29 protein-coding genes are annotated in these 24,394 nt (G+C 74.7%); 12 read left to right on the top strand and 17 right to left on the bottom strand.

Features of this window, described 5'->3' with window-relative positions; all coding sequences use genetic code 11:
• Window positions 1-49: 49 nt before the first annotated feature.
• Both AB0D10_RS23995 and AB0D10_RS23990 read right to left on the bottom strand, forming a co-directional pair.
• A complete protein-coding gene (locus AB0D10_RS23995) occupies window positions 50-661 on the bottom strand; it encodes a hypothetical protein (RefSeq protein WP_360259767.1) in 612 nt (203 codons plus the stop codon).
• Between the two features lie 125 nt (window positions 662-786).
• Window positions 787-1,617, bottom strand: coding sequence for a TIGR03084 family metal-binding protein (locus tag AB0D10_RS23990; RefSeq protein WP_360259764.1), 831 nt, complete (start codon window positions 1,615-1,617; stop codon window positions 787-789).
• A 145-nt stretch (window positions 1,618-1,762) separates the two neighbouring features.
• Between AB0D10_RS23990 and AB0D10_RS23985 the strand changes: the two genes are divergently transcribed.
• Window positions 1,763-2,599 carry a LuxR C-terminal-related transcriptional regulator gene (locus tag AB0D10_RS23985; protein WP_360259762.1) on the top strand — a complete coding sequence of 279 codons (837 nt, stop codon included), beginning with the start codon at window positions 1,763-1,765 and terminating at the stop codon, window positions 2,597-2,599.
• On the opposite strand, the gene AB0D10_RS23980 is transcribed toward AB0D10_RS23985, so the two are convergent.
• The 3 genes from AB0D10_RS23980 to AB0D10_RS23970 are packed head-to-tail and all read right to left on the bottom strand — an operon-like array spanning window position 2,592 to window position 5,441.
• Window positions 2,592-4,127, bottom strand: coding sequence for an AMP-binding protein (locus tag AB0D10_RS23980; RefSeq protein WP_360259760.1), 1,536 nt, complete (start codon window positions 4,125-4,127; stop codon window positions 2,592-2,594). The genes AB0D10_RS23985 and AB0D10_RS23980 overlap by 8 nt on opposite strands.
• 51 nt (window positions 4,128-4,178) lie before the next feature.
• A complete protein-coding gene (locus AB0D10_RS23975; protein ID WP_360259758.1) occupies window positions 4,179-4,541 on the bottom strand; it encodes a MerR family transcriptional regulator in 363 nt (120 codons plus the stop codon).
• 30 nt (window positions 4,542-4,571) lie between these two features.
• Window positions 4,572-5,441, bottom strand: coding sequence for an SDR family oxidoreductase (locus AB0D10_RS23970; protein ID WP_360259756.1), 870 nt, complete (start codon window positions 5,439-5,441; stop codon window positions 4,572-4,574).
• Window positions 5,442-5,660: 219 nt separating this feature from the next.
• Between AB0D10_RS23970 and AB0D10_RS23965 the strand changes: the two genes are divergently transcribed.
• The 4 genes from AB0D10_RS23965 to AB0D10_RS23950 all read left to right on the top strand — a co-directional run bounded on the left by AB0D10_RS23965 (window position 5,661) and on the right by AB0D10_RS23950 (window position 7,978).
• On the top strand, window positions 5,661-6,122 hold the full coding sequence (locus AB0D10_RS23965) for a group II truncated hemoglobin (RefSeq protein WP_360259754.1): 462 nt from the start codon (window positions 5,661-5,663) through the stop codon (window positions 6,120-6,122).
• Window positions 6,119-6,670: a GNAT family N-acetyltransferase gene (locus AB0D10_RS23960; RefSeq protein ID WP_360259752.1), complete on the top strand. Its 552-nt coding sequence runs from the start codon at window positions 6,119-6,121 to the stop codon at window positions 6,668-6,670. The genes AB0D10_RS23965 and AB0D10_RS23960 overlap by 4 nt, the downstream gene beginning before the upstream one ends.
• A 4-nt stretch (window positions 6,671-6,674) precedes the next feature.
• Window positions 6,675-7,061: a VOC family protein gene (locus AB0D10_RS23955; RefSeq protein ID WP_360259750.1), complete on the top strand. Its 387-nt coding sequence runs from the start codon at window positions 6,675-6,677 to the stop codon at window positions 7,059-7,061.
• A gap of 269 nt (window positions 7,062-7,330) precedes the next feature.
• Window positions 7,331-7,978: an NAD(P)H-binding protein gene (locus tag AB0D10_RS23950; RefSeq protein WP_360259748.1), complete on the top strand. Its 648-nt coding sequence runs from the start codon at window positions 7,331-7,333 to the stop codon at window positions 7,976-7,978.
• A 63-nt stretch (window positions 7,979-8,041) separates the two neighbouring features.
• Here the strand turns inward: AB0D10_RS23950 and AB0D10_RS23945 are convergent, their stop codons facing one another.
• On the bottom strand, window positions 8,042-8,824 hold the full coding sequence (locus AB0D10_RS23945; protein WP_360259745.1) for a class III extradiol ring-cleavage dioxygenase: 783 nt from the start codon (window positions 8,822-8,824) through the stop codon (window positions 8,042-8,044).
• Between the two features lie 149 nt (window positions 8,825-8,973).
• Here AB0D10_RS23945 and AB0D10_RS23940 point away from each other — a divergent pair, with 149 nt between their 5' ends.
• The gene (locus AB0D10_RS23940; protein WP_360259957.1) at window positions 8,974-9,441 is read left to right on the top strand and encodes a MarR family transcriptional regulator; all 468 of its coding nucleotides are present in this window, start codon (window positions 8,974-8,976) and stop codon (window positions 9,439-9,441) included.
• Here AB0D10_RS23940 and AB0D10_RS23935 read toward each other — a convergent pair.
• Window positions 9,438-10,712 (bottom strand): RNA polymerase sigma factor, encoded by a 1,275-nt coding sequence (locus AB0D10_RS23935; protein WP_360259955.1) that lies wholly within the window; start codon window positions 10,710-10,712, stop codon window positions 9,438-9,440. The two genes, AB0D10_RS23940 and AB0D10_RS23935, sit on opposite strands and share 4 nt — an antisense overlap.
• A gap of 172 nt (window positions 10,713-10,884) precedes the next feature.
• A complete protein-coding gene (locus tag AB0D10_RS23930; RefSeq protein ID WP_360259742.1) occupies window positions 10,885-11,256 on the bottom strand; it encodes a YciI family protein in 372 nt (123 codons plus the stop codon).
• A 349-nt stretch (window positions 11,257-11,605) separates the two neighbouring features.
• Here AB0D10_RS23930 and AB0D10_RS23925 point away from each other — a divergent pair, with 349 nt between their 5' ends.
• From AB0D10_RS23925 to AB0D10_RS23915, 3 genes are all read left to right on the top strand, one after another.
• Window positions 11,606-12,067 carry a molybdopterin-dependent oxidoreductase gene (locus AB0D10_RS23925; RefSeq protein ID WP_360259740.1) on the top strand — a complete coding sequence of 154 codons (462 nt, stop codon included), beginning with the start codon at window positions 11,606-11,608 and terminating at the stop codon, window positions 12,065-12,067.
• Between the two features lie 60 nt (window positions 12,068-12,127).
• Complete coding sequence (locus tag AB0D10_RS23920) at window positions 12,128-12,646, top strand: GNAT family protein (RefSeq protein WP_360259738.1); 519 nt, start codon at window positions 12,128-12,130, stop codon at window positions 12,644-12,646.
• 238 nt (window positions 12,647-12,884) lie between these two features.
• Entirely contained in the window at window positions 12,885-13,922 is a 1,038-nt protein-coding gene (locus tag AB0D10_RS23915) for a sphingomyelin phosphodiesterase (protein WP_360259736.1), read from the top strand.
• Between the two features lie 49 nt (window positions 13,923-13,971).
• On the opposite strand, the gene AB0D10_RS23910 is transcribed toward AB0D10_RS23915, so the two are convergent.
• The 7 genes from AB0D10_RS23910 to AB0D10_RS23880 all read right to left on the bottom strand — a co-directional run bounded on the left by AB0D10_RS23910 (window position 13,972) and on the right by AB0D10_RS23880 (window position 20,895).
• Window positions 13,972-15,006 carry a LacI family DNA-binding transcriptional regulator gene (locus AB0D10_RS23910; protein ID WP_360259734.1) on the bottom strand — a complete coding sequence of 345 codons (1,035 nt, stop codon included), beginning with the start codon at window positions 15,004-15,006 and terminating at the stop codon, window positions 13,972-13,974.
• 229 nt (window positions 15,007-15,235) lie between these two features.
• Window positions 15,236-16,042, bottom strand: a complete 807-nt coding sequence (locus AB0D10_RS23905) for a GNAT family N-acetyltransferase (protein WP_360259732.1) — start codon at window positions 16,040-16,042, stop codon at window positions 15,236-15,238.
• Between the two features lie 200 nt (window positions 16,043-16,242).
• Window positions 16,243-17,337: an exo-alpha-sialidase gene (locus tag AB0D10_RS23900; protein ID WP_360259730.1), complete on the bottom strand. Its 1,095-nt coding sequence runs from the start codon at window positions 17,335-17,337 to the stop codon at window positions 16,243-16,245.
• 146 nt (window positions 17,338-17,483) lie between these two features.
• Entirely contained in the window at window positions 17,484-18,926 is a 1,443-nt protein-coding gene (locus AB0D10_RS23895) for an NAD(P)/FAD-dependent oxidoreductase (protein WP_360259728.1), read from the bottom strand.
• Complete coding sequence (locus AB0D10_RS23890; RefSeq protein WP_360259726.1) at window positions 18,923-19,390, bottom strand: OsmC family protein; 468 nt, start codon at window positions 19,388-19,390, stop codon at window positions 18,923-18,925. Before AB0D10_RS23890 ends, AB0D10_RS23895 begins: the two co-directional genes overlap by 4 nt.
• A 178-nt stretch (window positions 19,391-19,568) precedes the next feature.
• Window positions 19,569-20,303: an alpha/beta hydrolase gene (locus tag AB0D10_RS23885; protein WP_360259724.1), complete on the bottom strand. Its 735-nt coding sequence runs from the start codon at window positions 20,301-20,303 to the stop codon at window positions 19,569-19,571.
• Between the two features lie 202 nt (window positions 20,304-20,505).
• Entirely contained in the window at window positions 20,506-20,895 is a 390-nt protein-coding gene (locus tag AB0D10_RS23880; protein WP_360259722.1) for a thioredoxin domain-containing protein, read from the bottom strand.
• A gap of 186 nt (window positions 20,896-21,081) precedes the next feature.
• On the opposite strand from AB0D10_RS23880, the gene AB0D10_RS23875 reads away from it, so the two are divergent.
• The 3 genes from AB0D10_RS23875 to AB0D10_RS23865 are packed head-to-tail and all read left to right on the top strand — an operon-like array spanning window position 21,082 to window position 23,006.
• Window positions 21,082-21,621, top strand: coding sequence for a hypothetical protein (locus AB0D10_RS23875; RefSeq protein WP_360259719.1), 540 nt, complete (start codon window positions 21,082-21,084; stop codon window positions 21,619-21,621).
• A gap of 48 nt (window positions 21,622-21,669) precedes the next feature.
• Entirely contained in the window at window positions 21,670-22,227 is a 558-nt protein-coding gene (locus AB0D10_RS23870) for a sigma-70 family RNA polymerase sigma factor (protein ID WP_360259952.1), read from the top strand.
• Complete coding sequence (locus AB0D10_RS23865) at window positions 22,224-23,006, top strand: zf-HC2 domain-containing protein (RefSeq protein ID WP_360259717.1); 783 nt, start codon at window positions 22,224-22,226, stop codon at window positions 23,004-23,006. The genes AB0D10_RS23870 and AB0D10_RS23865 overlap by 4 nt, the downstream gene beginning before the upstream one ends.
• Before the next feature lie 25 nt (window positions 23,007-23,031).
• Here AB0D10_RS23865 and AB0D10_RS23860 read toward each other — a convergent pair whose 3' ends face one another.
• Both AB0D10_RS23860 and AB0D10_RS23855 read right to left on the bottom strand, forming a co-directional pair.
• Window positions 23,032-23,745 (bottom strand): hypothetical protein, encoded by a 714-nt coding sequence (locus AB0D10_RS23860; protein WP_360259715.1) that lies wholly within the window; start codon window positions 23,743-23,745, stop codon window positions 23,032-23,034.
• Entirely contained in the window at window positions 23,742-24,371 is a 630-nt protein-coding gene (locus AB0D10_RS23855; RefSeq protein ID WP_360259713.1) for a hypothetical protein, read from the bottom strand. The genes AB0D10_RS23860 and AB0D10_RS23855 overlap by 4 nt, the downstream gene beginning before the upstream one ends.
• Window positions 24,372-24,394 lie beyond the last annotated feature (23 nt).

Raw genomic sequence — 24,394 nt, 5'->3', positions numbered from 1 at the left:
GGGATCCCCGGTAGCGGAATCCCCCGTGCGGCCCTCGGCGGGGAATCCCTCAGTGCGGGTACCCGATCTCCGCGAGGTCCCCCGCGAGCTCCGCCAGGTCGGTGTCCGGGTTGAGTGCCGCCACCACGGCCGGGGTGAGCGGCCGCAGCGCCAGGACGGGCCGGATCGCGGCCAGGGACGGCGGCTGCTCCGGCTCGAAGTACTCCTCGGCCCAGTCCCGGTAGGCCTCGGCCGAGACGTCCAGCAGCAGCGCGAACGGGCCCGCCGCGCCTCCGTCGACGGCGTCGCCCTGCCAGGCCGCGTCCCCGTGAGCCCGCCAGAAGAAGGCGGTGGCGACCGGCTCCGCCTCGTCCCCGGCGCCCAACTGCTCGACGCAGCCGCGGAACTCCTCGGGGACGGCGGCGAGCGGCTTCAGGGTGGTCGGCACCTCGTGGTCGAAGCTCCGCCCGTAGACGCCGACGGGGGAGAACAGCACGAACCAGTCGTTGCCCTGGCCGTCACGCATCGAACCGAGGGCTTCGTCCTCGGACCAGCGGGAGTCGTAGGAGTAGTACCGGCCGCCCCAGTCGTCCGGGCTGAGGACCGCGTCGAGCACGGCCAGCGCGCGGCAGCGGTCGCGCAGCTCGGGGACGGTGGGCAGGCGGCCGATCAGGTCGTTCATGCCCGCCATTGAACCCCGGGGGTCCGACAGGCACCCCGGACTCCCCGGGCCCCGGTTCCCTCCGGCCCCGGTCCCCTCCGGCCCCCGGCCCCTGACTTCCCGGGCCCCTCTCGGCCCCGGACTCCCTAGGCCCCGGGCTGCCGCCCCTTGCCCGGCGCGCCGGCGAAGGCCTGGGCGATCGGGAGCCAGGCGGTGGCGACCGGGCCGGTGGCGGTGAGGTCGAGGTCGTCCCGGTGGCGGCGCTGGGTCACCAGGAGGCAGAAGTCCAGGGCCGGGCCCGTCACCACGTCCTGTGCGCCGGCCGGGCCGAAGACCCACGTCCCGCCGTCGGGGGCGGTCAGTTCGAGCCGGACCGGGTGCTCCGGCGCGGGCAGGCCGTGCGCGCCGAAGGCGAAGCCCAGGGTGCGCAGCCCCAGGTGGGCGATGTGCCGCAGCCGGGCGGTGGGCTCACGGGTGACGCCGAGCGAGTCCGCGACGTCCTGGCCGTGCGCCCAGGTCTCCATCAGCCGGGCGGTGGCCATCGAGGCGGGCTTCATCGGCGGGCCGAACCAGGGCAGCCGCACGTCGGAGGGGGCGGCGGCCAGTGCGGCCAGCACGTCCTCCCGCCCGGCCCGCCAGCGGGCGAGCAGCGCGGCCGGCTCGGCGGCCGCGCCCTCCCGGGCACCCTCCTCGACCGGGTCGGCGCCGGCCTCCAGCAGTGTGCCGACGCGGTCGCGGAGTGCCGCGCCGAAGCCCTCCGCGTCGCGCGCGGCCAGCGCCGTCCAGTCGTCGGTCCAGGCGAGGTGGGCGATCTGGTGCGCGACGGTCCAGCCTGCGGCGGGCGTCGACCGGCTCCAGCCTTCCGTCGGCAGACCGGTCACCAGTCCGTCCAGGACGGCGCTCTCGGCCCGCAGGTCCTCCAGGAGCCCGCCCAGGACGTCCGCCGGAGGCGGGGTCGGGGTCTTCGGGTCGGTCATCGGCTTCCCTTCGGTCACGGCGGCCGCTACCCGCCGGTAGCCTCGGCCGCACCCTACGCCCGTGCCGTCACGGGCGCGCGCCACTCCACGAAAGACGCACGTCAGGACTCTCGCCACCGGTCCCGGCGCGTGTGAGAATCGCGCGATGAAAAGCGCGGACACCCCCCGAACTGCGCGACCCCACGGCCGATCCGCCCGCCCGGACGGCGATGCCGCACGCCCCGGCCGATCCGCACGCCCCGCCGGCGGCGCCGAAGGACCGGCCGAGGCCGAAGTCGCCGCGCGGGCCGCCGCGCTGGTGCGGGACGCCGTGCTCGGCGACCTCGCCCGCCGGGTGGTGGCGGAGTGCGGGGTGGACGTCGGGCTGGTCGGGCTGCCGGAGTCGCTGCCCGGGCGCGGGAAGGGCGGCGAGGGCATGGTGCTGCGCCACTGGGCGGGCACCCGGGCCGACCTGCTGCACAACGTGGCCGTCCCGGCCGGCCTCGGCCTCGGTGGCCGTGCGCTCGCCGAGCGCGCGCCGACCTGGGTGCCCGACTACCGTGCGGCGACGACCATTTCGCACCACTACGACGCGGCCGTGGCCGCCGACGACCTGTACGCGATGCTCACCGTCCCGCTGATGGACGGCGCCACCGTGCACGGCGTGGTCTACGCCTCGGTACGCGCCGTCGTGCCGTTCGGGGACGTCCGGATATCCGCGGTCGGCGCGCTGGCGGGGGCCGCCGCCCGGGCGCTCGCCGGGGCGGCCGAGTGGAGCCGCGAGAAGCCCCGGCCGGCCGCCCCCGCACGGCCGTTGACCCCGCGCGAGCACGAGGTGCTGCGCTGGGCGGCGACCGGCCGGACCAACCCGGAGATCGCCGCCCGACTGGGCCTGACCTGCAACACCGTGACCGGCTACCTCAAGTCCGCGATGCACAAGCTCGGCGTCCGCAACCGGACCGAACTCGCCCTCGCGGCAAGGGAGTCGGGGCTGGTCAGTTGACCTGCCGCTGCCGTCCGGTCCAGTACGGCTCGCGCAGCCGGAACTTCTGCAGCTTCCCGGTGGCGGTGCGCGGCAGCGCGTCCCGGAACTCCACCGAGGTGGGCGACTTGTAGCCGGCCAGCCGCTGCTTGCAGTGCGCGATCAACTCGGCCTCGGTGACCGGATCGTGGCCCTCCCGGAGGACCACCAGTGCCTTCACCGTCTCGCCCCACTTCTCGTGCGGCACCCCGATCACGGCCGCCTCGGCGACCGCCGGGTGGCCGTACAGGCAGTCCTCCACCTCGATCGAGGAGACGTTCTCCCCGCCGCTGATGATGACGTCCTTCTTCCGGTCCGAGATGCTCAGTTGGCCGTCCACGACGGTGCCGCCGTCGCCGGTGTGGAACCACTCGTCCCGCAGCGCCTCGGCGGTCGCCTCCGGCTGCTGCCAGTAGCCGTCCAGCACGGTGTTGGAGCGCACCAGCACCTCGCCGGAGGCGTCCACCCGCACCCGGGTGCCGAGCGCGGGCGCGCCGGCCTGCACCAGCTTCTCGGCGCGCTCGGCGGCCGGCAGGGCGTCCCACTCGGCCCGCGAGCGGTTGACCGTGACGATCGGCGCGGTCTCGGTCAGGCCGTAGAGCTGCATGAACTCCCAGCCCAGCTGCTCCTCGACCTGCTGCACCACCGAGGTCGGCGGCGGGGCGCCGGCCACGATCATCCGCACCCGGTCCCGGCCGGGCACCGGGCCGTCCCAGTCGGCGGCCGCGTCCAGCACCATCTGCACCACGGCGGGAGCGCCGGACAGGAAGGTCACCCCGTGCTGCTCGACCCGGCGCAGGATCTCCGCGCCGTCCACCTTGCGCAGCACGATGTGCTTGGCGCCGAGCCCGGTGAGGGAGAACGGCAGGCCCCAGCCGTTGGCGTGGAACATCGGCAGGGTGTGCAGGTAGACGTCCCGGTCGTTCGCGCCGTAGTGCAGGCCCATCAGCGTCGCGTTGAGCCAGACGTTGCGGTGGGTGAGCTGGACGCCCTTGGGACGGGCGGTGGTTCCGCTGGTGTAGTTGATGGTGGCGGTGTCGTTCTCGGAGAACGCGTACGGCCGGGGGGAGTGGTCGTGGTCGTACAGCAGGGCGTCACTGTCGGCGCCGAGCACGAACGTGTGCTTGGCCACCACCCCGTGGAGCGCGTCGGCGACTTCGGGGTCGACGAGCAGGACGGAGGCGCCGCTCTGCTCGACGATGTACGACACCTCCTCGGCCTTCAGCCGGAAGTTCACCGGCACCAGCACCCGGCCGTGGCCGCTCACCCCGAAGAAGGAGGTGAGCAGCCGCGCCGAGTTGTGCGAGACGATCGCGACCCGTTCGCCGGGCCCGACGCCGAGCCGGTCCAGCCCGGCCGCCTGGGCCCGGGCGAGTTCGGCGACCCGGCGGTAGCTCAGCTCGCCCCAGGATTCGGCCGGCTGCGCCGGCTCGTCGACGATGCCGACCCGGTCGCCGTAGACCAGCTCGGCCCGGTCGAGGAAGTCCATCACGGAGAGTGGAATCTGCATGGGCCCACTGTCCTCTCCCACCCGCCCCCTGCACACCCCCGATCGGGGGTGTCACGCGCGTGTCGCCCCCTCGGCCGCGACGAGGGCGGCCGCCAGCCGGTCCCGCGCCTCGGTCTGGGCGGCGATCCGGCGCTCCAGCACCCCCAGCCGGGCCCGGGCGACCGCGAGCACCCGTTCCGACGGCGGGCCGGCGAGCACGTCCCCGTCCAGGCAGCCCAGCAGCGGGCCGAGGTCGTCCAGGGTGAGCCCGGCGCCGACCAGCGCGCGGATGTTGCGCACCCGGACGACCGCCGACTCCCGGTAGTCGCGGTAGCCGTTCGGCTCGCGCCCGGAGTCGATCAGCCCGGCCTGCTCGTAGTGCCGCAGTGCCCGGACGGTCGCGCCCGTGGCCCGCGCCAGCTCGCCGATCCGCACCCGTTCGGCCCCCTCCGCCTCGTCCGCGGGTCAGCCCACCAGCGCGCCCCCGTCGACGGACAACACTACGCCGGTCACGAACGAGGCCTGCGGCGCGGCGAGTTGCACGATCGCCCAGGCGACCTCCGCCGGGCGGCCGATCCGGCCCAGCGGGGTGTGCGCGATCTGCCAGGCCCGCAGCGCCGCCAGCTGTTCGGGGCTGCGCCCGGCGTGCTCGCCGATGGGCGTCCCGATCGCGCCCGGTGCCACCGCCACCACCCGGATCCCGCGCGGCGCCAGCTCCACCGCCCAGCTGCGGGTCACCGTCTCCAGTGCGGCCTTGCCCGCCGCGTACACCGAGCCGGACGGCCAGCCGCGCTGTCCGACGGCGGTGCTGACGTTGACGATCACGCCCCGGCTGTCCGCCAGCGCCGGCAGGGCGGCCTGGCCCAGCAGGACCGGGGCCAGCAGGTTGGTGGCCAGCAGGGCGTCGATGCCCTCCCGGGTGTACGCGCCGAGCTTCCCGCCGCCGCCGGTGACACCCGCGTTGTTGACCAGCACGTCCAGCCGTCCGAACCGCTCCAGTGCCGCCCCGACGATCGCCTCCGGCGCGTCCGGCCCGGTCACGTCCGCGGCCAGCGGCTCGATCGAGGACGGGTGCGCGGCGGCCGTCTCCGCCAGCGGCCCCGGCCGCCGCCCGACCGCCAGCACCCGTGCGCCCCCGGCGGCGAAGGCCCGCGCCGTCTCCCGCCCGATGCCCGTCCCGGCTCCGGTGACGACCACGACCCGGTCCTGCGGCACGCTCCCGGCGCTCCCGCGGGAGTCACCCCCGCGGGCGTCGTCCACGGGTCCGACGTCCGCACAGGTGCCGTTCCTGCGGGCGTCGTTCCTTCGGGTGTCGTTCAGGGGGAACTCGTTCATGGACACCACCTTCCGACCCTGCCGCAGGCGTCAGGGTCAAGCGGGATCCCGCAGCCGGCGAGCGGACGTCCGGGGCCGGCGGCCGGACCGGGGGACAGGAGCGCCGCCGTCCGCTTGCTGTGCCCGGCGCGAACAGCGGGCCCGCGACCCCGGCGTGCGAGCCGTCCGCCTGCTAGGAAGGTCACGACGCACGGTCACGCACCCACGGGGAGAACATCCATGAGCGACCAACGGCCCACGAGCCTGTACGACGCCGTCGGCGGCCTCGACGCGCTGCGCCGCCTCAGCCACACCTTCTACCGGGGCGTCCTCGCCGACCCGCTGCTCGCGCCGGTCTTCGCCGACTTCACCCCCACCCACATCGAGCACGTCGCGGTCTGGCTGGCGGAGGTCTTCGGCGGCCCGACCTCCTTCACCGACGAACTCGGCGGCCACCAGGCCCTGTTGCGCGCCCACCTGGGACTGAGGATCACCGAGGAGCAGCGGCTGCGCTGGATGGAGCTGATGGCCGAGGCCGTCCGCGAGGAGCTGCCGGCGGACGAGCTGCTGCGCGCCCGGGTGCTGGAGTACTTCGACTGGGGCACGAAGATCGCCGAGGACGTCTCCGCCTCCCCGGCCGGCACCGACCTCGGCGAGCCCGGCCCGACCCCGCGCTGGAACTGGGAGGGGCAGGCGAAGTGACCGCAGCCGCAAACCCGGTGGCCGAGGGCCTGGTGCTGCGCCCCTTCGAGGACGCCGACGCGCCGGCCCTGGTCGAGGCCTACCGGGACGAGACCCTGCGCCGCTTCACCCGCACCCCGGTGGACGACGAGGAGCAGGCCGCGCACTGGCTCGGGCAGCAGCGCGAGGGCCGGGCGGCCGGCACCCGGTACTCCTTCGCGGTGCTGGACGCCGGCGGGCTGGTCGGCAACGTCGTGCTCAAGCGCGGCACCCCGGGCGGGGAGAGCGCGGAGGTGGGGTACTGGACGGCCGGTCCGGCCCGCGGCCGGGGCGTCGCCCCGCGCGCGGTGGAGGCGCTCACCGCCTGGGCCTTCGCCGCCTTCGCTGAGGACGGCCTGCGCCGGATCGACCTGCTGCACGAGGGCGACAACCACGCCTCCTGCCGGGTCGCGGAGAAGAGCGGCTACGCCTTCGCGGAGATCCTCCCGGCGTTCCCGCCGTATCCGCTGGACGGCCACCGGCACTCCCGGAAACGGCTGGACGGATCCGAACGGGGCAGTTCAGAGTAGGCCCATGGCTTCTCTGGTACGACATGTGACGATCGATTGCGCCGACCCGTTCGCCCTGGCGACGTTCTGGGCCGGGGCGCTGGAGGGCACCCTGGGCGAGGACGACAATCCGGGCGACGAGGAGGCCCTGGTGGAGTCCGCCGGCGCCGCGCTGCTGTTCATCCGGGTGCCCGAGGGCAAGCCGGCGAAGAACCGGGTCCACCTGGACCTGCAGCCGCAGGACCGCAGCCGGGACGAGGAGGCGGAGCGCCTGGTCGCCCTGGGCGCCACCGTGCTGGCCGACCGGCGCCGGCCGGACGGCACGGGCTGGATCACCCTGGCCGATCCGGAGGGCAACGAGTTCTGCGTCGAGCGCAGCAAGGCCGAGCGCGCCACCACCGGGCACGTCTGACCGGACATGCCTGACCGGACACGCCTGACCGGACATGCCTGACCCGGCACGCCTGACCGGGCGTCCCGGTCCGGACACCCGCCCCGGCCGCCCGCGCGTCCCCCCGCCCCGGGGGACGCGCGGGCGGCCGTCCGTTCGGGCGCGCCGGCGGCGGGGTGTCACACGGGAGGCCCAACCCTCCGGTCGTCGCCGGGGATCCGCCCGATAATCGACATGTCAGACGCCGTCCGGCAGGTGCGGCCCCCACCGAGCCACCAGGCAGGTACCCCATGGCCAGGATCGCCGTGATCGGCGCCAACGGCAGCATCGGCGGCGCGGTCGTCGTGGAGGCGGCGTCCCGCGGCCACGAGGTCACCGCCGTGGTCCGCGACCCGGGGCGCTACCGGGGCGCGGCCGCGGTGGTGGAGCGCGGGGACGTGCTGGACCCGGCGGACGTCGCCCGGGTCGCGGCCGGCCGGGACGTCCTGGTGAGCGCCGTCGGCGGCGGCGACGGCCCGGGCCACCTGGCGCTGATCGAGCCCGCGGCCCGTTCCCTGGTCGAGGGCCTGCGCGGGCTGGACGGGCCGGTGCCCCGGCTGGTCGTGGTGGGTGGCGCGGGCAGCCTGGAGACCGCCCCGGGCGTCCGGGTCTGGGACGCCCCGGGGCTGCCGGAGGCGATCCTGCAGATCATGCACGCGCACGGTGCGGCGCTGGACTACTACCGGACGGTCGCCGACCTCCGCTGGACGGTGCTCAGCCCGGCCGCCGAGATCGGCCCCGGTGAGCGGACCGGCCGCTACCGCACCGGCCTGGAGCAGTTGCTCGCCGACGCCGAGGGGCGCAGCAGGATCTCGGTGCCGGACTACGCGGTCGCCCTGGTGGACGAGATCGAGCAGCCCGAGCACATCGGCGAGCGCTTCACCTGCTGCTCCCTGTGACGGTCGACCTGTTCCCCGTGCCGGTCGGCGTCGGGCCGCCCGGGCCGCCCGACGCCGAGGGGCTCAGCCCAGCTGGACGGAGCGCTTGGCCAGCCCCATCCAGAACCCGTCGATGACGCTGCGCTGGCTGTCCAGGTCGGCTTCGCCGGCGCCGAGGGTGACGAACAGCGGGGCGAAGTGCTCGGTGCGGGGGTGGGCGAGGCGTCCGGCGGGTGCCTTGTGCTCGAAGTCGAGCAGCGCGTCCAGGTCGCGGGCCTCCAGGGCGCGCCGGCCCCAGTCGTCGAACTCGGCCATCACCGAGGTGATCCGGCCGTCGCTGCTGAGCGCCCGCAGGTTGTGGGTGAAGAAGCCGCTGCCGATGATCAGCACGCCCTCGTCGCGCAGCGGGGCCAGCGTGCGGCCGATCTCCAGCAGTCGCTGCGGGTCGAGGGTGGGCAGCGAGACCTGGAGCACCGGGACGTCGGCCTCGGGGTACATCTCCACCAGTGGGACGTAGGCGCCGTGGTCGAGCCCGCGGTCGGGGATGTCCTGGACGGGCGTGCCGGGGGCGCGCAGCAGCTTGCGCACGCGGTCGGCGAGTTCCGGCGCGCCGGGGGCGGCGTACCGGACCCGGTAGTAGTGCTCGGGGAAGCCCCAGAAGTCGTAGACCAGTGGGACGCTGGTGACGGCGCCGAGGGCGAGCGGGGCCTCCTCCCAGTGGGCGGAGACCATCAGCACGGCCTTGGGCCGGGGCAGGTCGGCGGACCAGGCGGCCAGCTGGCCCGGCCAGAGCGGGTCGTCGGCCAGCGGCGGAGCGCCGTGCGACAGGTACAGGGCGGGCATGCGCTCGGGGGCCGCGGCGCTCATGGCGTCCTCCTCGGGACCGGATCGTGAGGGTTCACGGTGGGTGGTGTGGTCGATTCCGATAGTAGTTCAAATTTGAACGTCTACTCCGATCGACGGTACACCTTCGTTCGAATTTGAACAACAGGAGTAGGCTTCGCCCCATGTCCTCACTGAACGAACCTCGCTGGCTGGACCCGGACGAGATGGCCGCCTGGCGGGGCTTCGTCGCCGCGAGCAACCTGCTGAACCGCCGGCTGGAGCGCCAGCTCAAGGAGGACTCCGGCCTCTCCCACCAGCAGTACGAGATCCTGGTGCACCTGTCCGCCGCCCCCGGCGACTCGCTGCGGATGACCGAACTCGCCGACAAGCTGGTCACCTCCAAGAGCGGCCTGACCTACCAGGTCACCCAACTGGAACGGAGGGGCCTGGTCGCCCGCCGCTCCTGCCCCAGCGACGTGCGCGGCGTCTTCGCCGAACTCACCGACCAGGGGCGGGAGATGCTGCGCCAGGCCGCACCCGGGCACGTCGCCCTGGTCCGCGAGCTGCTGATCGACGTGCTCACCCGCGAGCAACTGGCCGTCCTCGCCGAAGGCCTCGGCGAGGTCAGCGCCCGGCTGCGCCTGGACGAAACCCCCTAGCCCCGCGGCCCGGCCCCGGTCCCCCCTGTGTCCGGGTCTTTCCCGGTGCTCCGGTCCGCGGCGAGGGTGGCCGCCCGCTCCCGCAGCAGCTCCCGCTCCCGCTCGTTGCCGGTCAGCGCCGCCGCCCGTTCGAACTCCGCCAGGGCCTCCTCCACCCGCCCCAACCGGGCCAGCAGATCGCCCCGCACACTCGGCAGCAGGTGGTAGCCGCGCAGTGCCGGCTCGGCCGTCAGTGCGTCCACCAACTCCAGCCCGGCCGCCGGGCCCCGGGCCATCGACACGGCCACCGCCCGGTTCAGCGCCACCACCGGGGACGGCGACAGCGCGGACAGCCGCTCGTACAGCGCGGCGATCGTCGCCCAGTCGGTGTCCTCGTAGCGCCGCGCCTTCGCGTGGCACGCGGCGATCGCCGCCTGCACCGAGTACGGCCCGGTGCCCGCCCGCTGCAGGGCGTCGAAGCCGCGCCGGATCAGCAGCCCGTCCCAGCGGGCCCGGTTCTGGTCCGCCAGCAGCACCGGCCGGCCGTCCGGCCCGGTCCGGGCGGCCGTGCGTGAGGCCTGGAACTCCAGCAGCGCGGCCAGCCCGTGCGCCTCCGGTTCGGCCGGCATCAGCGCCGCCAGTACCCTGGCCAGCCGCAGCGCGTCCTCGCACAGCCGGGGGCGGAGCAGGTCGCCGCCACTGGTCGCCGAGTACCCCTCGTTGAAGACCAGGTAGATGACCTCCAGCACCGACGACAGCCGCTGCGCCCGGTCCTCCCCGTACGGCACCTCGAACGGCACCGCCGCCTTCGCCAGCGCCCGCTTCGCCCGGACGATCCGCTGCGCCACCGTCGGCTCGGGCACCAGGAAGGCGCGGGCGATCTCCGGGGTGGTCAGCCCGCCGAGCAGCCGGAGGGTGAGCGCGATCCGCGCCTCCGCCGACAGCACCGGGTGGCAGGCGGTGAAGATCAGCCGCAGCAGGTCGTCGTCGATCTCGTCCGGTTCGGACGGCTCGTGCGGCGGCACGTCCTCCGACGACCGCCCCACCTCGGCGAGCTTGCGGGCGTAGACCTCCCGGCGGCGGACCAGGTCGATCGCCCGGTGCTTGGCGGTGGCCGTCAGCCAGGCGCCCGGATTGTCCGGGACACCCTCCTGCGGCCACCGCTCCAGCGCGGCCACCAGCGCGTCCTGCGCCAGTTCCTCGGCGATGCCGACGTCCCGGACGATCCGGGTCACCCCGGCGATGATCCGGGCGGACTCGATCCGGAACACCGTCTCGACCACCGCCGCCACGGTCCGGTCCGCCGGGGTGCCGCCCGCGGTCGTACCGGCCGTCGGCGACGAGCCTGCGGCGGTGCCGTCCGCCGTCGTGCCGTCCGCCGTCGTGCCGTTCGTCTCAGCCCTCTCCGTCACGGCCACCCATCAGAGCAGCCGGCGGTGGGGGAGGCAAACACTGCCACGGCGGTCACTTCGGCGGTTCGGGCATCTCCTCGATCTGCCGGACCTCGGCCTCGACCGGCCAGTGCACCGGGTGGGTCTGCAGGAAGCGCCGGGTCCACTCCAGGGCTTCGGCCCGGTCCTTGCACTGCAGGATGGCGTAGCCGCCGATGACCTCCTTGGTCTCGGTGAACGGCCCGTCGGTGTGGCCGACCTTCCCCTCGTGCCAGGTCAGCCGGGTGCCCTGGGACGTCGGGGTCAGCCCGGCGGTCTCCAGCATCACGCCGGCCTTGGTGATCTCCTCGAACAGGGCCCCCATCCGCTGTTCGAACCCCGGGTCCGGCTCCCATCCGGCGCGGTCCTGCTCGTCGATCCGGATCAGTGTCATGAAGCGCGGCATGGTGACTCCTCGGTCGGTCGGGCGGGGCCTCTCCCCGCCTCTCACCCCTGCGTCGAACGGGCCGGCGCCGGATCGACACCGCCCGGGAGGAATCTTCCGCCGGGTTCCGGAAGCAGGCCCGCATCGGCCCGCATCGGCCTGCACCCGGCCCGGAGCGCCGTCCGGGGCCGAATGGCATGCACGTGCGGACGACGGATGAGGTGGCCGCAGATTCCGGTCGGACCGGGCATTCTGCATCGCATCTGCGGATGAACACCGCCTTTCACCCCGGCAGCTGCGAATGTGTGGACCTTCCTTCGGGTAGTCCTCTCCCGGGCCGCGACGCAGCGGCCCGGGAGGAGGGAGCACCATGACCCCGGCCAGACCCACCGTCCGGCTGCACGGCCACCTCGACCGCCCCGCCGAGCTGACCGTCGACCAGCTGCGCACCCTCCCCGCCCACCGGGTCGAGGTCAGCTTCGACTGCCGGACCGAGGGCGAGCAACGCCACGGCTACGAGGGCCCGGCGCTGCTGGACGTGCTGCGCGAGGCCCGGCCCCGGATCGACTTCTCCGGCCGCAAGCAGCGGCTGAGCTTCCTGCTCTCCGTGGTCGGCGCCGACGGCCACCGGGCGGTGGTCTCCTGGGCCGAGATCGACCCGGACTTCGGTGACCGGCGGATCCTGCTGGCCACCAGCATGGACGGTGCCCCGCTGGACGCCGTCGGCCCGCAACTCGTCGTCCCGGACGACCACTGCGGCGCCCGTTACGTCAGCGCCGTGACCGCCGTCTGGCTCGGCCCCCTCGGTGACCCGGCGCACCCCACCGCCTAGGGTTCGTCACCTGCGGCAAAACACTCGCCGGAGCCGGGTTTCCGTGCCAACATGCCCCATATGGGGACGATTCTGCACGGCGCGCTGGTGACGCTCCGACCGGCCACCACCGACGACATCCCGGCCCTGGCGGCCATCCGTGGCACGCCCGAGGTGTTCGCCCGCTGGCGGGGCGGTGACGACCTGCCGGCCGAGGTGGCCAACGACCTGGAATCGCCCGACACGGAGACCTTCGCCATCGACCTGGGTGGTCAGGTGGTCGGCGCCATCCAGTGGTACGCCAACAACGACGACGAGTACCGGCACGCCGGGATGGACCTCTACCTCGATCCGACGGTGCACGGCCTGGGCCTGGGCACCGACTCGGTGCGCACCATGGCCCGGTACCTGGTGCACGAGCACCACTACCACCGCCTGGTGATCGACCCGGCCGCGGACAACCTCGCCGCGATCCGCTGCTACGCCAAGGTCGGCTTCCGGGAGGTCGGCACGATGCGCCAGTACGAGCGCGGTTCGGACGGCACCTGGCACGACAACCTCCTGATGGACCTGCTCGCGGACGAACTGCTCGACGGCTGACGGCGGTCCGCGCGGGCTCCGGCGGCGCGGCGCGGGTGGTGCGAAGGTGTACAGACACCTTGTCGCCCACCCGCCCAGAGCTGTACAGACATCTCGCGGTCACATGATCGGCCGGAACTGCTCTCCTGGCGTTCTCCCCGACGTACCGGTCGGTAGCTAGCGTTCCCCCGCCAAGTCCCGACGCCGGTCACCCCGGCGCCGGGCCCGCAGGGTAGACGAATCCCCCAGGAGAACGCCCATGCTCTCGCGTCGTACGGCCACCGCCCTCACCTCGGCAGCCGCCGCCGCTCTGCTGCTCGGCGGCACCGCCCCGGCCGCCACCGCCGACACCCCGGCGAGCCCCACCACGCTGTCCGTCCTCGCCTTCAACGTCGACCTCGGCACCGCCGTCGTCGACAGCACCCAGAACGAGCAGGCCTCCCGCCGCACCCCGGTGATCGAGCAGATCGTCCGTCAGCACGACGCCGACGTCGTCATCCTGGACGAGCAGTTCAACAACAGCTCGACCGCCGACATCAACAGCAAGCTCGCCGACCTCTACCCGTACCGGACGCCGGTGGTCGGCGGCACCTGCTCCGGCGGCGGCTGGACGGGCGTCAGCGGCAACTGCTCCACCTCGTGGTTCGTCATCAACGGCGGCACGATGATCCTCTCCAAGTACCCGATCACCGCCCAGTACGCCCATGTCTTCGGCAACTCGACGTACGGCACCTGGGACTACCACGCCAACAAGGGCGCGGCGCTGGTGAAGGTGACCAAGAACGGCAGCACCGCCTGGGTGGTCGGCACTCACCTGCAGGCCGACGAGTCGGACGTCTCCACCGACACCACCCAGTCCACCCGGCTCGGCCAGCTCGCCGAGATCCGCGCCTGGGCGGACGGGATAGCCGGCAGCGGCGCCCCGGTGCTGATCGGCGGCGACCTCAACGTCGAGTACTTCCACGGCCAGGCCCGCGGCGACTACGCCAACGCCCAGAACGCGGTGAACGGCGTGCTCGGCACCCCGGCCACCGACCCGGGCCAGAACCGGACCACCATGGACTGCCCGGTCTCCTCCTGGTGCCAGTACATGGCGGGCGTCGAGACCTTCCCCAAGGACTACCGGGACGACCTCGACTACATCGGCTACCTCAACGCCCCGGGCCGTCCGGTGCCGGCCGCGATGTCGGCCGTGAAGGTCGACTTCGACCCGCAGGCGGGCTGGGCCCCCGGGCAGCCCGACACCGTCGCGCCCAGCGACCACTACCCGGTCGAGGCGACGTTCCGGCTGAACTGACGCCCGGCCAGGGCCGGGCGGGCCGGTGTCAGCCCGGGGCCAGCCGGTGTCAGCCCAGGGCGGGCCGGTCCGGTGCCGGGCAGCCGCAGGAGCGCCGCACCACCAGCCGGGCCGGGAAGGTCCGGGTGCCGGTGGCGCGGTGCTCCGCCCCGCCGAGCACGAGCTCCAGCGCGGCGCGGGCCATCTCGTCCTGCGCGGTGGTCACGGTGGTCAGCGCGGGCCCGGCGATCACCGCCTCGGCGATGTCGTCGAAGCCGGCGACCGCGAGGTCCTCGGGCACCCGGATCCCCAGGTCGTCCGCGGCCCGCAGCAGGCCTATCGCCTGGTCGTCCGTCGCGCAGAACACGGCGGACGGCCGGTCGGGGCGGGCCAGCAGGGCGAGCCCCTCGGCGTGCGCCCGGACGCGGTCGAACGGCGCGGGGACGAGCCGTCCCTCGGTCGGCAGCCCGGCCTCCTCCAGGGCGGCGACCCAGCCGGCCGTCCGCCCGGTGACCGGGTCGTGCGGACTGAGCGCGCGGGTGCCGCCGAAGCAGTGCACCTCGGCGTGCCCGTGCCCGAGCAGGTGGCGGACCACCTCGCGGGCGCCGCCCTCGTCGTCCGCGACCACGGAGACGCCGTCGGCGGTCTCCGCCCGGTGGTGCAGCAGGACGACCGGGGTGCCGTCGGCGACGTCGAAACCGGTCAGCCCGGGGGTGGCCGGGTCCTGGGTGACCAGGATCAGGCCGTCCACCTGCATCCCGAGGAAGGCGCGGATGTAGTGCGCCTCACGCTCGTCGGCGTAGTCGGAGTTGCCGATCAGCAGCAGCCGGCCGTGATCGGCGGCGGCCTGCTCGACGGCGTGCGCGAGCCCGGCGAAGAACGGCTGCCGGGCGTCCGGCACGACCATCCCGAGCAGGTTGGTCCGGCGCCGCGCCATCGCCTGGGCGACCCGGTTGGGCCGGTAACCGAGCTCCTCGACCGCCGCGAGCACCCGCGCCCGGGTCGCCGGCGCCACCGGCCGCGGCCCGTCGTTGATCACATAACTCACCACGGCCGTGGACGTTCCCGCCGCCCGCGCCACATCGTCCCGTGTCACCCTCGCCATGACCGGTGAGCCTACACACCGCCTCCGACCAGCGGGATTCGCCAGGTCCCGGCGGCCCCGATCGGCCGTCCCCGCTTGCGGGGCCCCGGTGGCCCCGTCCCGACGCCGGCGGGACGGGCGGCCTCCGGTGCCGCCGCCGACCGTGGGAGCAGGTCGATGAGCACGCCGCCACCGCGCCGGACCCCGCCGCGCCGCACAGCCGTCCGGCCGCCGCGCCCGACGGCGGCGTTCACGGTCCCGGGCGGGATCGTCCTCCTCGGACGGGCCCGGTCCCGGGGTTCCGGAGCTCCCCGGGCACCCTCACCGTCAGTGACGTCTCCCGCAGCCGGAAGTCCAGCGACTCGTACAGGCGGCGGGCCGGGTTGCCCTCGGTCACCACCAGGTGCACGTCGGCGAGCCCGCGGGCGGCGGCGTCCGCGACCGTCCGGCGCAGCAGGTCGGCGCCGAGGCCGCGGTAGCCGCGGCGTGGGTGGCGGAAGACGTCGCCGACCCACGGCAGGCCGTTGCGGTCGGTCAGGACCACCCCGGCGACCACGCGGTCCTCGGCGTCCACGGCGAGCACGCTGGAGGGCAGGACCGGGCCGATGGCCTTCCCGGCGAGCAGCAGTCCGAGCCGCTCGGCCAGGGCCCGGGCGTCGTCGCCCGGGAAGTGGTCGACGTGCCCGGGGGCGAAGGCGGCCCGCCACGCCTCGAACAGTTCCTCGGGCGCACGGTCGCAGGGCACCGCCCGCAGGCCCTCGCGCAGCGGCGCCCCGGCCCAGTCGGCGGGCGGGGGGTCGGCGCGCAGGTCCCGTCGGAAGGTGTGCGCGTGGCGCAGCACCGTCGCACCGTCCGCCACCAGCCGCCGCCCGAGTTCGGGGCTGCCGGAGACCACCCAGCCGGGCAGCTCGGCCCGGATGAACCCGGCGGTGTCCGCCGATTCGTCCAGCACCTCCAACCGGTCGGCCCAGGGCCGGCCCTCCCGTTCGCCCAGCCGGTAGCGCAGCACCGGGGTGCCGTCGCCGTCGTGCCTGACCACCCAGTCGGCCTCCGCCATGGCCCACCCCTTTTCACGAGTTCTGACGAGATCGTTCGTCGGCGGCTCATGCTCACCAGAACCGGGCGCGCGGGGCAACCGGTTTTCGTGCGGCGTGCGGCGTGCGGCGTGCGGCGTGCGGGGCGCGGGGATCGGCGTGCGGGGATCGGCGAGCAGCGGGCGGCGGGCGGTGTGGCGGGCGGTCCGGGGTGGGCGCTGGTTCAGGCCACCACCGCCGCGCGGACGCAGAGCACGTCCGGCAGGTGGGAGAGCAGCAGTGACCAGCTCTCGCCCTCGTCCCGGCTGCCGTACACGTCGCCGGTCCGGTTGCCGAAGTAGATCCCGGCCGGGTCGGCGTCGTCGGTGCGCAGGGCGTCGCGCAGCACGATGCCGTAGTGGTCCTCGCCGGGCAGGCCGTCGGCGAGCTCCTGCCAGCTGTCGCCGCCGTCGTTGGTGCGGAAGACGCGGCAGCGGCGGCCGGGCGGGATGCGGTCGTCGGAGCCGCCGAGCGGGACGAGGTAGGCGGTGCCGCCCCGGCGGGGGTGGGCGGCGACGGCGAAGCCGAACTCGGCGGGCAGCCCGTCGACGATCGAGCGCCAGCTGCCGCCCCAGTCGTCGCTGCGGTAGACGCCGCCGTGGTTCTGCAGGTAGAGCCGGTCGTGGTGGACGGGGTCGGGGGCGATCTTGTGCACGCACTGGCCGAACTCGGGGTACTGGCTCTGCTCCGGGAAGAACTCGGCGCGCAGCCCGGTGTTGGAGGGATCCCAGCTGTCGCCCCCGTCCTTGCTGCGGTAGACGCCGCCGCTGGAGACGGCGACCAGCAGCCGCTGCGGGTCGCGCGGGTCGGTGAGGACGGTGTGCAGGCCCTGCCCTCCGTAGCCCGCGCCCCACTGGGGCCGCTGCGGGTGGTCCCAGAGCGATTCGACCAGTGCGAAGGTCTCGCCGCCGTCGGTGGAGCGGAACAGTGCGGCGGGCTCGGTGCCCGCGTAGACGACGCCGGGGGCCTCGGCTCCGGTGGGCTGCAGCTGCCAGACCCGGGTGAGCGAGGCGCCGGTGGACTCGGGGAAGCGGATGGCCGGCCGGGCCGGCTCGTGCCAGCTCGCGCCGAGGTCGTCGGACCGCCAGACCGAGGGGCCCCAGTGGCTGCTGTCGGCGCCGGCCAGGATTCTGGTCCGGCCCTCGCGGCGGTCGACGGAGACGGAGTAGATCGCGTTCATCGGGAAGTGCGGCCCGCTGAACTCCCACGTCAGCCGGTCGCGGCTGCGGCCGAGAAAGAGGCCCTTCTCGGTTCCGACGGCCAACAGCACCTCGGTCATGCCTCACACCACCTGGTCAACGAGCACGGCCCCCGGGAACGGCCCCCGACTGCCAGTGTCCCGCCGTCCATCGGTGGTCACATCTCGCCGCGCCGTTCACCCGGGAGGCCGGTCCGTTCACCCGGAGGGCCGTCGGCTCGGGAGGGCTACCCCCGGCAGCCCTCCAGCAGCCGCAGCCAGACCTCGCTGATCGTCGGGTACGCGGGCACCGCGTGCCAGAGCCGGTCGATCGGCACCTCGCCGACCACCGCGACGGTCGCCGAGTGCAGCAGTTCGGCCACCCCGGGGCCGACCAGGCAGGCGCCGACGAGTACCTGGCGGTCCAGGTCGAAGACCACCCGGGCCCGGCCGTGGTAGTCGTCGCCGTACAGCGAGGCCCCGGCGACGGCGCCGAGGTCGTGGTCGACGGTCTTGACCCGCAGCCCGGCCTCCTCGGCGTCGGCCAGGGTCAGGCCGACGGCGGCGACCTCCGGTTGCGTGAACACCACCTGCGGCGCGCCCGCCAGGTCGGCGGACGCGGCGTGCGCGCCCCAGCGTGCGGTGTCCAGCGGGCGCCCCTGGGCGCGGGCGGCGATCGCCGCACCCGTGATCCGCGCCTGGTACTTGCCCTGGTGGGTGAGCAGTGCGCGGTGGTTGACGTCCCCGGCGGCGTACAGCCACCCGCCGTCCACGCCGAGCACCGTGCAGCTGTCGTCCACCTCCAGCCAGTCGCCGGGCTTCAGCCCGACCTGCTCCAGCCCGATGTCGGCGGTGCGCGGGGCCCGGCCGGTCGCGTACAGCACCTCGTCGGCGGTCAGCTCACCGCCGTCCCCGAGCGTGAGGGTCACCGGCCCGGAGCCGTCCGTCCGTCCCACCGCCGTGACCTCGGTACCGAAGCGGACGTCCACCCCGGCCTTCCGCAGGCCCTCGGCGACCAGCTCGCCCGCGAACGGTTCCATCCGCGGCAGCAGCCGGTCCCCGCGCACCAGCAGTACCACCTCGGAGCCCAGCGCCCGCCAGGCGGTGGCCATCTCCACCCCGACCACACCGCCGCCGACCACCGCCAGCCGCCCGGGGACGGCCGGTGCGCCGGTGGCCTCCCGGTTGGTCCAGGGGTGGGCCTCGGCCAGCCCCGGCACGTGCCCGGGCAGCACCGGACGGCTGCCGGTGCACACCGCGACGGCGTGCCGAGCGGTGAGCACCCGCTCGCTGCCGTCCTCGGCCTCCACCGTCACCGTCCGGTCCCCGGCCAGCCGGCCGTGGCCGCGGACCAGCTCGATGCCGGTGTCCCGCAGCCACCGCACCTGGCCGTCGTCGTTCCAGTGCGAGGCGAAGGAGTCCCGGCGGGCCAGCACCGCGGCCGCGTCCAGCCGCCCGCCGCCGACCGCCTCCCGGGAGCCGGCCACCGCGCGGGCGTCGGCCAGCGCGGCCACCGGGCGCAGCAGGGCCTTGCTCGGCATGCAGGCCCAGTACGAGCACTCGCCGCCGACCAGTTCGGCCTCCACGATCACCGTGCGCAGCCCGGCGGCCATCGTCCGGTCCGCCACGTTCTCGCCGGTCGGGCCGGCCCCCAGGACGATGACGTCGTACTCCTCGGCGGTGCTGGTCATGCCCGGTCCTCCGTCGTGTCGATGGCCACCCCGGCCCGCAGGGCGAGGGTGACCGGCGTGCGTTCGCAGATGTCGAGCAGCCGGGCGCGCTGGTCCCCGTCCAGGCCGCCGGTCAGGGCGACCCGGCGGGAGATCCGGCGGGAGATCCGGCCCCGGCTGCCGTCCGTCTCGTACCCGAGCCTGACCCGGACCCCCTCCAGCGGCCACTTCTTGCGTTCGGCGTACATCCGCAGGGTGATCGCGGTGCAGGAGCCGAGCGAGCCGAGCAGGAGCGCGAACGGCTCCGGCCCGCTGTCCGAGCCGCCCCGGCGCACCGGCTCGTCGGAGGTCAGCGGGTGGGTGCCGGCCCTGACGTCCACGCGGAAGGGCGCGTCGGCGGCGCTGCCGGTGACCACGGCCGAGGTGACCCGCCTGAACTCGGGCCCGGCGGCGGGCGGTTCGGTACGGGAGGTCTGTTCGCTCACGGGGCCTCGCTCTCCGCTCGGGTACGACGTGGGGCCCATCCTGCCGGGCCGGGCCCGCGGGCGCGACGGACGGACACGCGCAGGACGCGCAGGGGACACAGCGGTGCGCGCACGGGACACCCCCGGGGGCGTGCGCAGGCAGGACGGGGCCGGCGGGGGCGACCCGGGGCGGGCGGGCTCAGAGCGCGGCGAGCTCCGCGAGCACCGCCGCCGTGTCGGCCGGGCGGGAGAACATCGGCCAGTGCCCGGTCGGCAGCTCGCGCAGCTCCCAGTTCGACCCCGCCATCGCGGCGAAGTACGGGTGGCCGGCCGCGATCAGCTCGCGGACCTGGGAGAGCGGGAACGAGCAGGACACCAGCGCCTGCGGCAGCGCGGCGCCCGCGCCGGTCAGCCGCAGTGCGTCCCGGTACACCCGGGCGGGGTGCGGGGTGGCGAGGGAACGGACCCGGGCCAGGGTGTCCTCGTCCATGCCCTCCACACCGGCGCCGTGGGCGCTCAGGTACTCCCACGACGGCATCGGGAACCGGCCGTCCGCCACCGAGGCATCGGCCGTCTGCTGGTAGTCGGGCTGCCAGAGGTCGTAGACCGCGGAGCCGTCGAGCAACGGGCCGCTGTCCAGGTACACCACCCGGCGGATCCGCTCGGGCATCCGGTCCGCGAGCCCGCCCACCGCGGCGCAGGCGCCGCTGTGGCCGACCGGCACGACCTCCCACAGGTCCTCGCGGACCAGCAGGTCCGCCAGGTCGGCGATGTGGTCCTCCAGGCCGAAGTCGCCGCTCTCGCCCGCCCGTTCGGCCAGCCCGGGCAGACTCACCGGGAATACCCGGTGCCCGGCGGCGCGCAGCGGCGCGGCCACCTCGTCCCAGGCCCAGGCGCCGAGCCAGAATCCGGGGACCAGTACGAACGTGCTCATGGTGGATCGCTCCTTCGGCGGTGGGGCTGCTGTCACCGACGACTCTAGGAGCGGAGGCGCACGGTGGTCAGCGGATTTCCCGTCGGTGTGTCCCCGGCGAGCTGCGGAGCAAGGCGAGCGGCGGAGCACAGCGAGCGGGGGAACACGGCGAGGGCCCGGGGAGACGACGACGCTCCCCGGGTGCTCGCCGACCGGCCCGGCCTCAGGCCTGGCCGCCGGCCGCCTGCTCCTCGGCGACCTTCCGCTTCACCTCGGCCATGTCCAAGCCGCGGGCCTGACCGATCAGGTCCTCGAACACCGCCTCCGGCAGCGCGCCGGCCTGCGAGAAGACGAGCACGCCCTCACGGATGATCGCCAGCGTCGGGATCGACTGGATGCCGAACGCGGCGGCCAACTCCTGCTGCGCCTCGGTGTCCACCTTGGCGAAGACCAGGTCCGAGTGGCGTTCCGCCGCCTTCTCGTACACCGGGGCGAACTGGCGGCAGGGACCGCACCACCCGGCCCAGAAGTCGATGAAGACGAACTCCTTGCCCTCCGGACCGGGGACGATGTCGTCGAAGTTCTCCTTGGTCAGCTCGACCGTGCTGCTCATCTCGCGATTCCTTCCCTTCCGGAGGTGGCGGTACAGGCCATGTGCCCGCGACAACCGTGCCGGTCGGCACCCTATTCCGGGGCGTCCGGCGGCCCCGCGCCGACCGGCGGTCCCGGCGTTGAGCAGCGGGCCGCCACCGTCCGTACAGGAGGGTGTCCAGTCCGTCCAGGCCGCGGGAGGCATCCCATGCACAGCGAACCGCGCACCCGCCGGGCAGCCGTGCTGGCCGCCACCGGCATCGCGGCGGCCGCCCTGATCGCCGGCTGCGGGTCGTCCGGGGGCAGCAGTTCGAGTGCGCCGAGCACGTCGGGCAGCCCGAGCGCCCCGGCGAGCGCGACTCTGCAGACCGCCAAGGACCCCACGCTGGGCACGATCGTCACCGACAGTTCCGGCTTCACGCTCTACCGCTTCGACCAGGACCGGAGCAACCCGTCGGAGTCCCACTGCGACGGCAGCTGCGCCGTGATCTGGCCGCCCGAGCACGCCAACGGCGCCGTCACGGTCAAGGGCATCGACAGCAAGCTGGTCGGCACGGTCACCCGCTCCGACGGCACCCAGCAGGTCACCGTCAACGGCTGGCCGGTCTACCGCTACTCGCCGGACACCAAGCCCGGTGACACCAAGGGCCAGGGCGTGGGCGGCACCTGGTTCGCGGTGACCCCGAGCGGCGGCAAGGCGGCCGCCACGGCGAACTCCAACCCCATGCCCAGTACTCCGGGCTACTGACCGATGTCGACCGCCCTCGACCGGGAGGCCCGGGTGCGCAACGATGAAGTGGTGACCGAGGAGCACCACGTCGGCGGCACCGCCGGCCACGGCACGGGGGCGTCGGACGAGGAGTTGATGCGCGCCCTGTACCACGAGCACGCCGGTCCGCTCTTCGGCTTCGTGCTCCACCTGGTCGCCGGCGACCGGCAGCGGGCCGAGGACGTCGTCCAGGAGACCCTGGTCCGCGCCTGGCGCAACATCCACCGCCTGGACCCGGGGGTGGGCTCGCTGCGGCCGTGGCTGGTGACCGTCGCCCGCCGGATCGTGATCGACGAGCACCGCAGTGCCCGGGCCAGGCCGCGCGAGGTGGACGCGTCGGCCCTGGAGGTGCTGCCCGCCGAGGACGAGCTCGACCGGGCACTGCGGATGATGACCGTCGCGGACGCGCTCGGCGACCTCTCGCCGGCGCACCGCGAGATCATCGTCGAGACGTACCTGAAGGGCCGCACGGCCAACGAGGCGGCCGCCGAACTCGGCATCCCGGCCGGGACCGTGCGGTCGCGGGTCTTCTACGCACTGCGCTCGCTGAGGCTCGCGCTGGAGGAACGGGGAGTGACATCGTGACCGAGCGTCCTGACCCTGTGCCCGGCGTGCCGGACGGTCCGGCCGGTGACCCCCGCAGCCCCGGCGGGCCGGACCGCGCCTTCGGCGAGCCGGAGCACGTCGACGCCGGTGCCTACGTCCTCGGCCTGCTGGAACCCGCCGAGCGCGCCGCCTTCGAGCAGCACCTCGCCGACTGCCCGCAGTGCGCCGAGCAGGTGGCCGAACTCGGCTTCGTGGAACCGCTGCTGGCCGAGTACGCGGGCTCCGCGAAGGCGGCCGGGCTGGACCCGGCCGGCCCCGCCCCGCACCCCGACCCGCAGCTCCTGGACCGGCTGGTCGCCGAAGTCGGCACCGTCCGGCGGCGCGGCCGGGTGCGGCGGCTGGTCCTGGCGCTGGCCGCGACCGCGATGGTGGCGGCGGGCCCCGCGGTCACGGCCGCGGTGCTCACCGCCGACAGCACCCCCGCCGTGGTTGCCGTGGCCGAGCAGTTCAGCGCCACCGACCCGGCCACCGGCGCGCACGCCACCGTCGGCGTGAACGGCACCACCTGGGGCAGTCAGGTCAGCATGCAACTCTCCGGCGTCCGGGGCCCGTTGACCTGCAGCCTGATCGCCGTCTCGCACGGTGGCGGGCAGCAGACGGTGAACACCTGGACCGTCCCGGCGGGCAGCTACGGCAACGACGGCGTGCTGCACACCACCGGCGGCGCGGCCCTCCAGCCGGGCGACATCGACCACTTCGAGGTGCGCGTACAGGACACCGGCGCCCTCCTGGTCGCCGTCCCGGCTCACCGGGCCTGACCCGCGCCCTGCGCGAGGACCCGGCTCAGTACGGCCCGTGCACGTGGTGGTACGCGGCCAGCCGCTCGATCCGGGCCGTTCCCCGGACACCGGGCCAGTGCGGATCCGGCTCGCCGGTGCCGGACATGTGCTCCCGCCGCCAGGTGCGGCTCCAACCGACCCGGATCGTCGGCTCGAAGCTGTGCCGGCGCCCGCACGGGCAGGGCGTCAGCACCCGCGCGCAGGAGCGGCACAGCCCGGCGTGGCCGTGGCCGGTCGGGACCGGCAGCGCGGGGCCCTCCTCCCCGCAGGCCGGGCAGCCGGGCAGCTCGGCGCCGTCCAGCAGCGCGTTCTGCCGCCGCACGTATGCGGGCAGGGTCAACGGCGGGTGCAGGAAGGGGTCGTGGAGCCAGGCGGAGTCCGGCGAGTCCCACCGGTACCGGTACTGGTCCCACCAGGGTGCCACCGACGTCTCCCGCCGCCCGGCCCGCTTCTGCGCCCGGCGCTGCCGTACGTACTCCTCGGCCCGGGCTCGCCACAGCTCACGGGCCTCGTGCAGCTCCTCCACCGCGCGCACCAGCGCGTCGGGGTCGGTCTCCAGGTGCCGGGGCATCCGGGCGCTCACGGTGAGGTGGTGGTAGGTCGCCCGCAGGCCGTAGGGGGCGAAGCAGGTCAGGCAGGTCCGCAGCGCGCTGTGCCGCCGGTACGGCGGGAGCGAGGTGTCGTGCACCCGGGCGCGGTGGGTGTGGAAGCTGGTCATAGCGGGGGCTCCAGGCTCAGCGCGCGGGCGATCGCGGTGGTGACGGCGGGCGCGTGGTCGGGCAGTTGCCGCTCGGCCCAGCGCGCCGCCAGGGCGAGGAAGTCACGCAGGTCCCGCTCGGCCCCGGCGAGCAGCCGGCGCAGCTCGTCCGGGGACAGCTCGATCACCGGGCTGTGGTCGTCCTCGGCGTCCTGGGTCAGCCGGACGGTGCGGCCGACCCACTCGACCCGGGCGTCCGGGTCGTGGCCGAACCAGGCCGTGCCCGCGCCGTCGGTCACGTCCAGCCATGCGCGCCAGTCCTCCAGGCCGGTGCAGCAGCCCGGTGCGAAGACGGTGCCGGTGGCGGTGTCGGTCACCCGGAGCCCGCCGGGGGCGAAGAGGTCCGGCACGGTGAGCAGCCCGTGCAGGAAGGCGCCCAGGGGGTCCTCGGGCCGCGGACCGCGCCCGTCGGCCTCCTCGGGGTCGATGTCGTTGCGGTCGGCGAGCCGCCACACGGCCGTGCCCACCTCGGCCGGTGTCGACCGGCCGTCCAGCACCAGGTACTCCCAGCGTTCGTGCTCGCCCGTGGGCCAGAGCTCGAAGCCGTCGGGGGCGAAGATCTCCAGGACCGGCTGCATCGACATCATCCGGCGATCATGCCGGAGGCCGG

The organism is Kitasatospora sp. NPDC048545 (assembly GCF_040651155.1).
In the GTDB taxonomy this organism is placed as follows: domain Bacteria; phylum Actinomycetota; class Actinomycetes; order Streptomycetales; family Streptomycetaceae; genus Kitasatospora.
The sequence above is the reverse complement of the archived record's forward strand: the minus strand, read 5'-3'. Positions and strand labels throughout refer to the sequence as shown.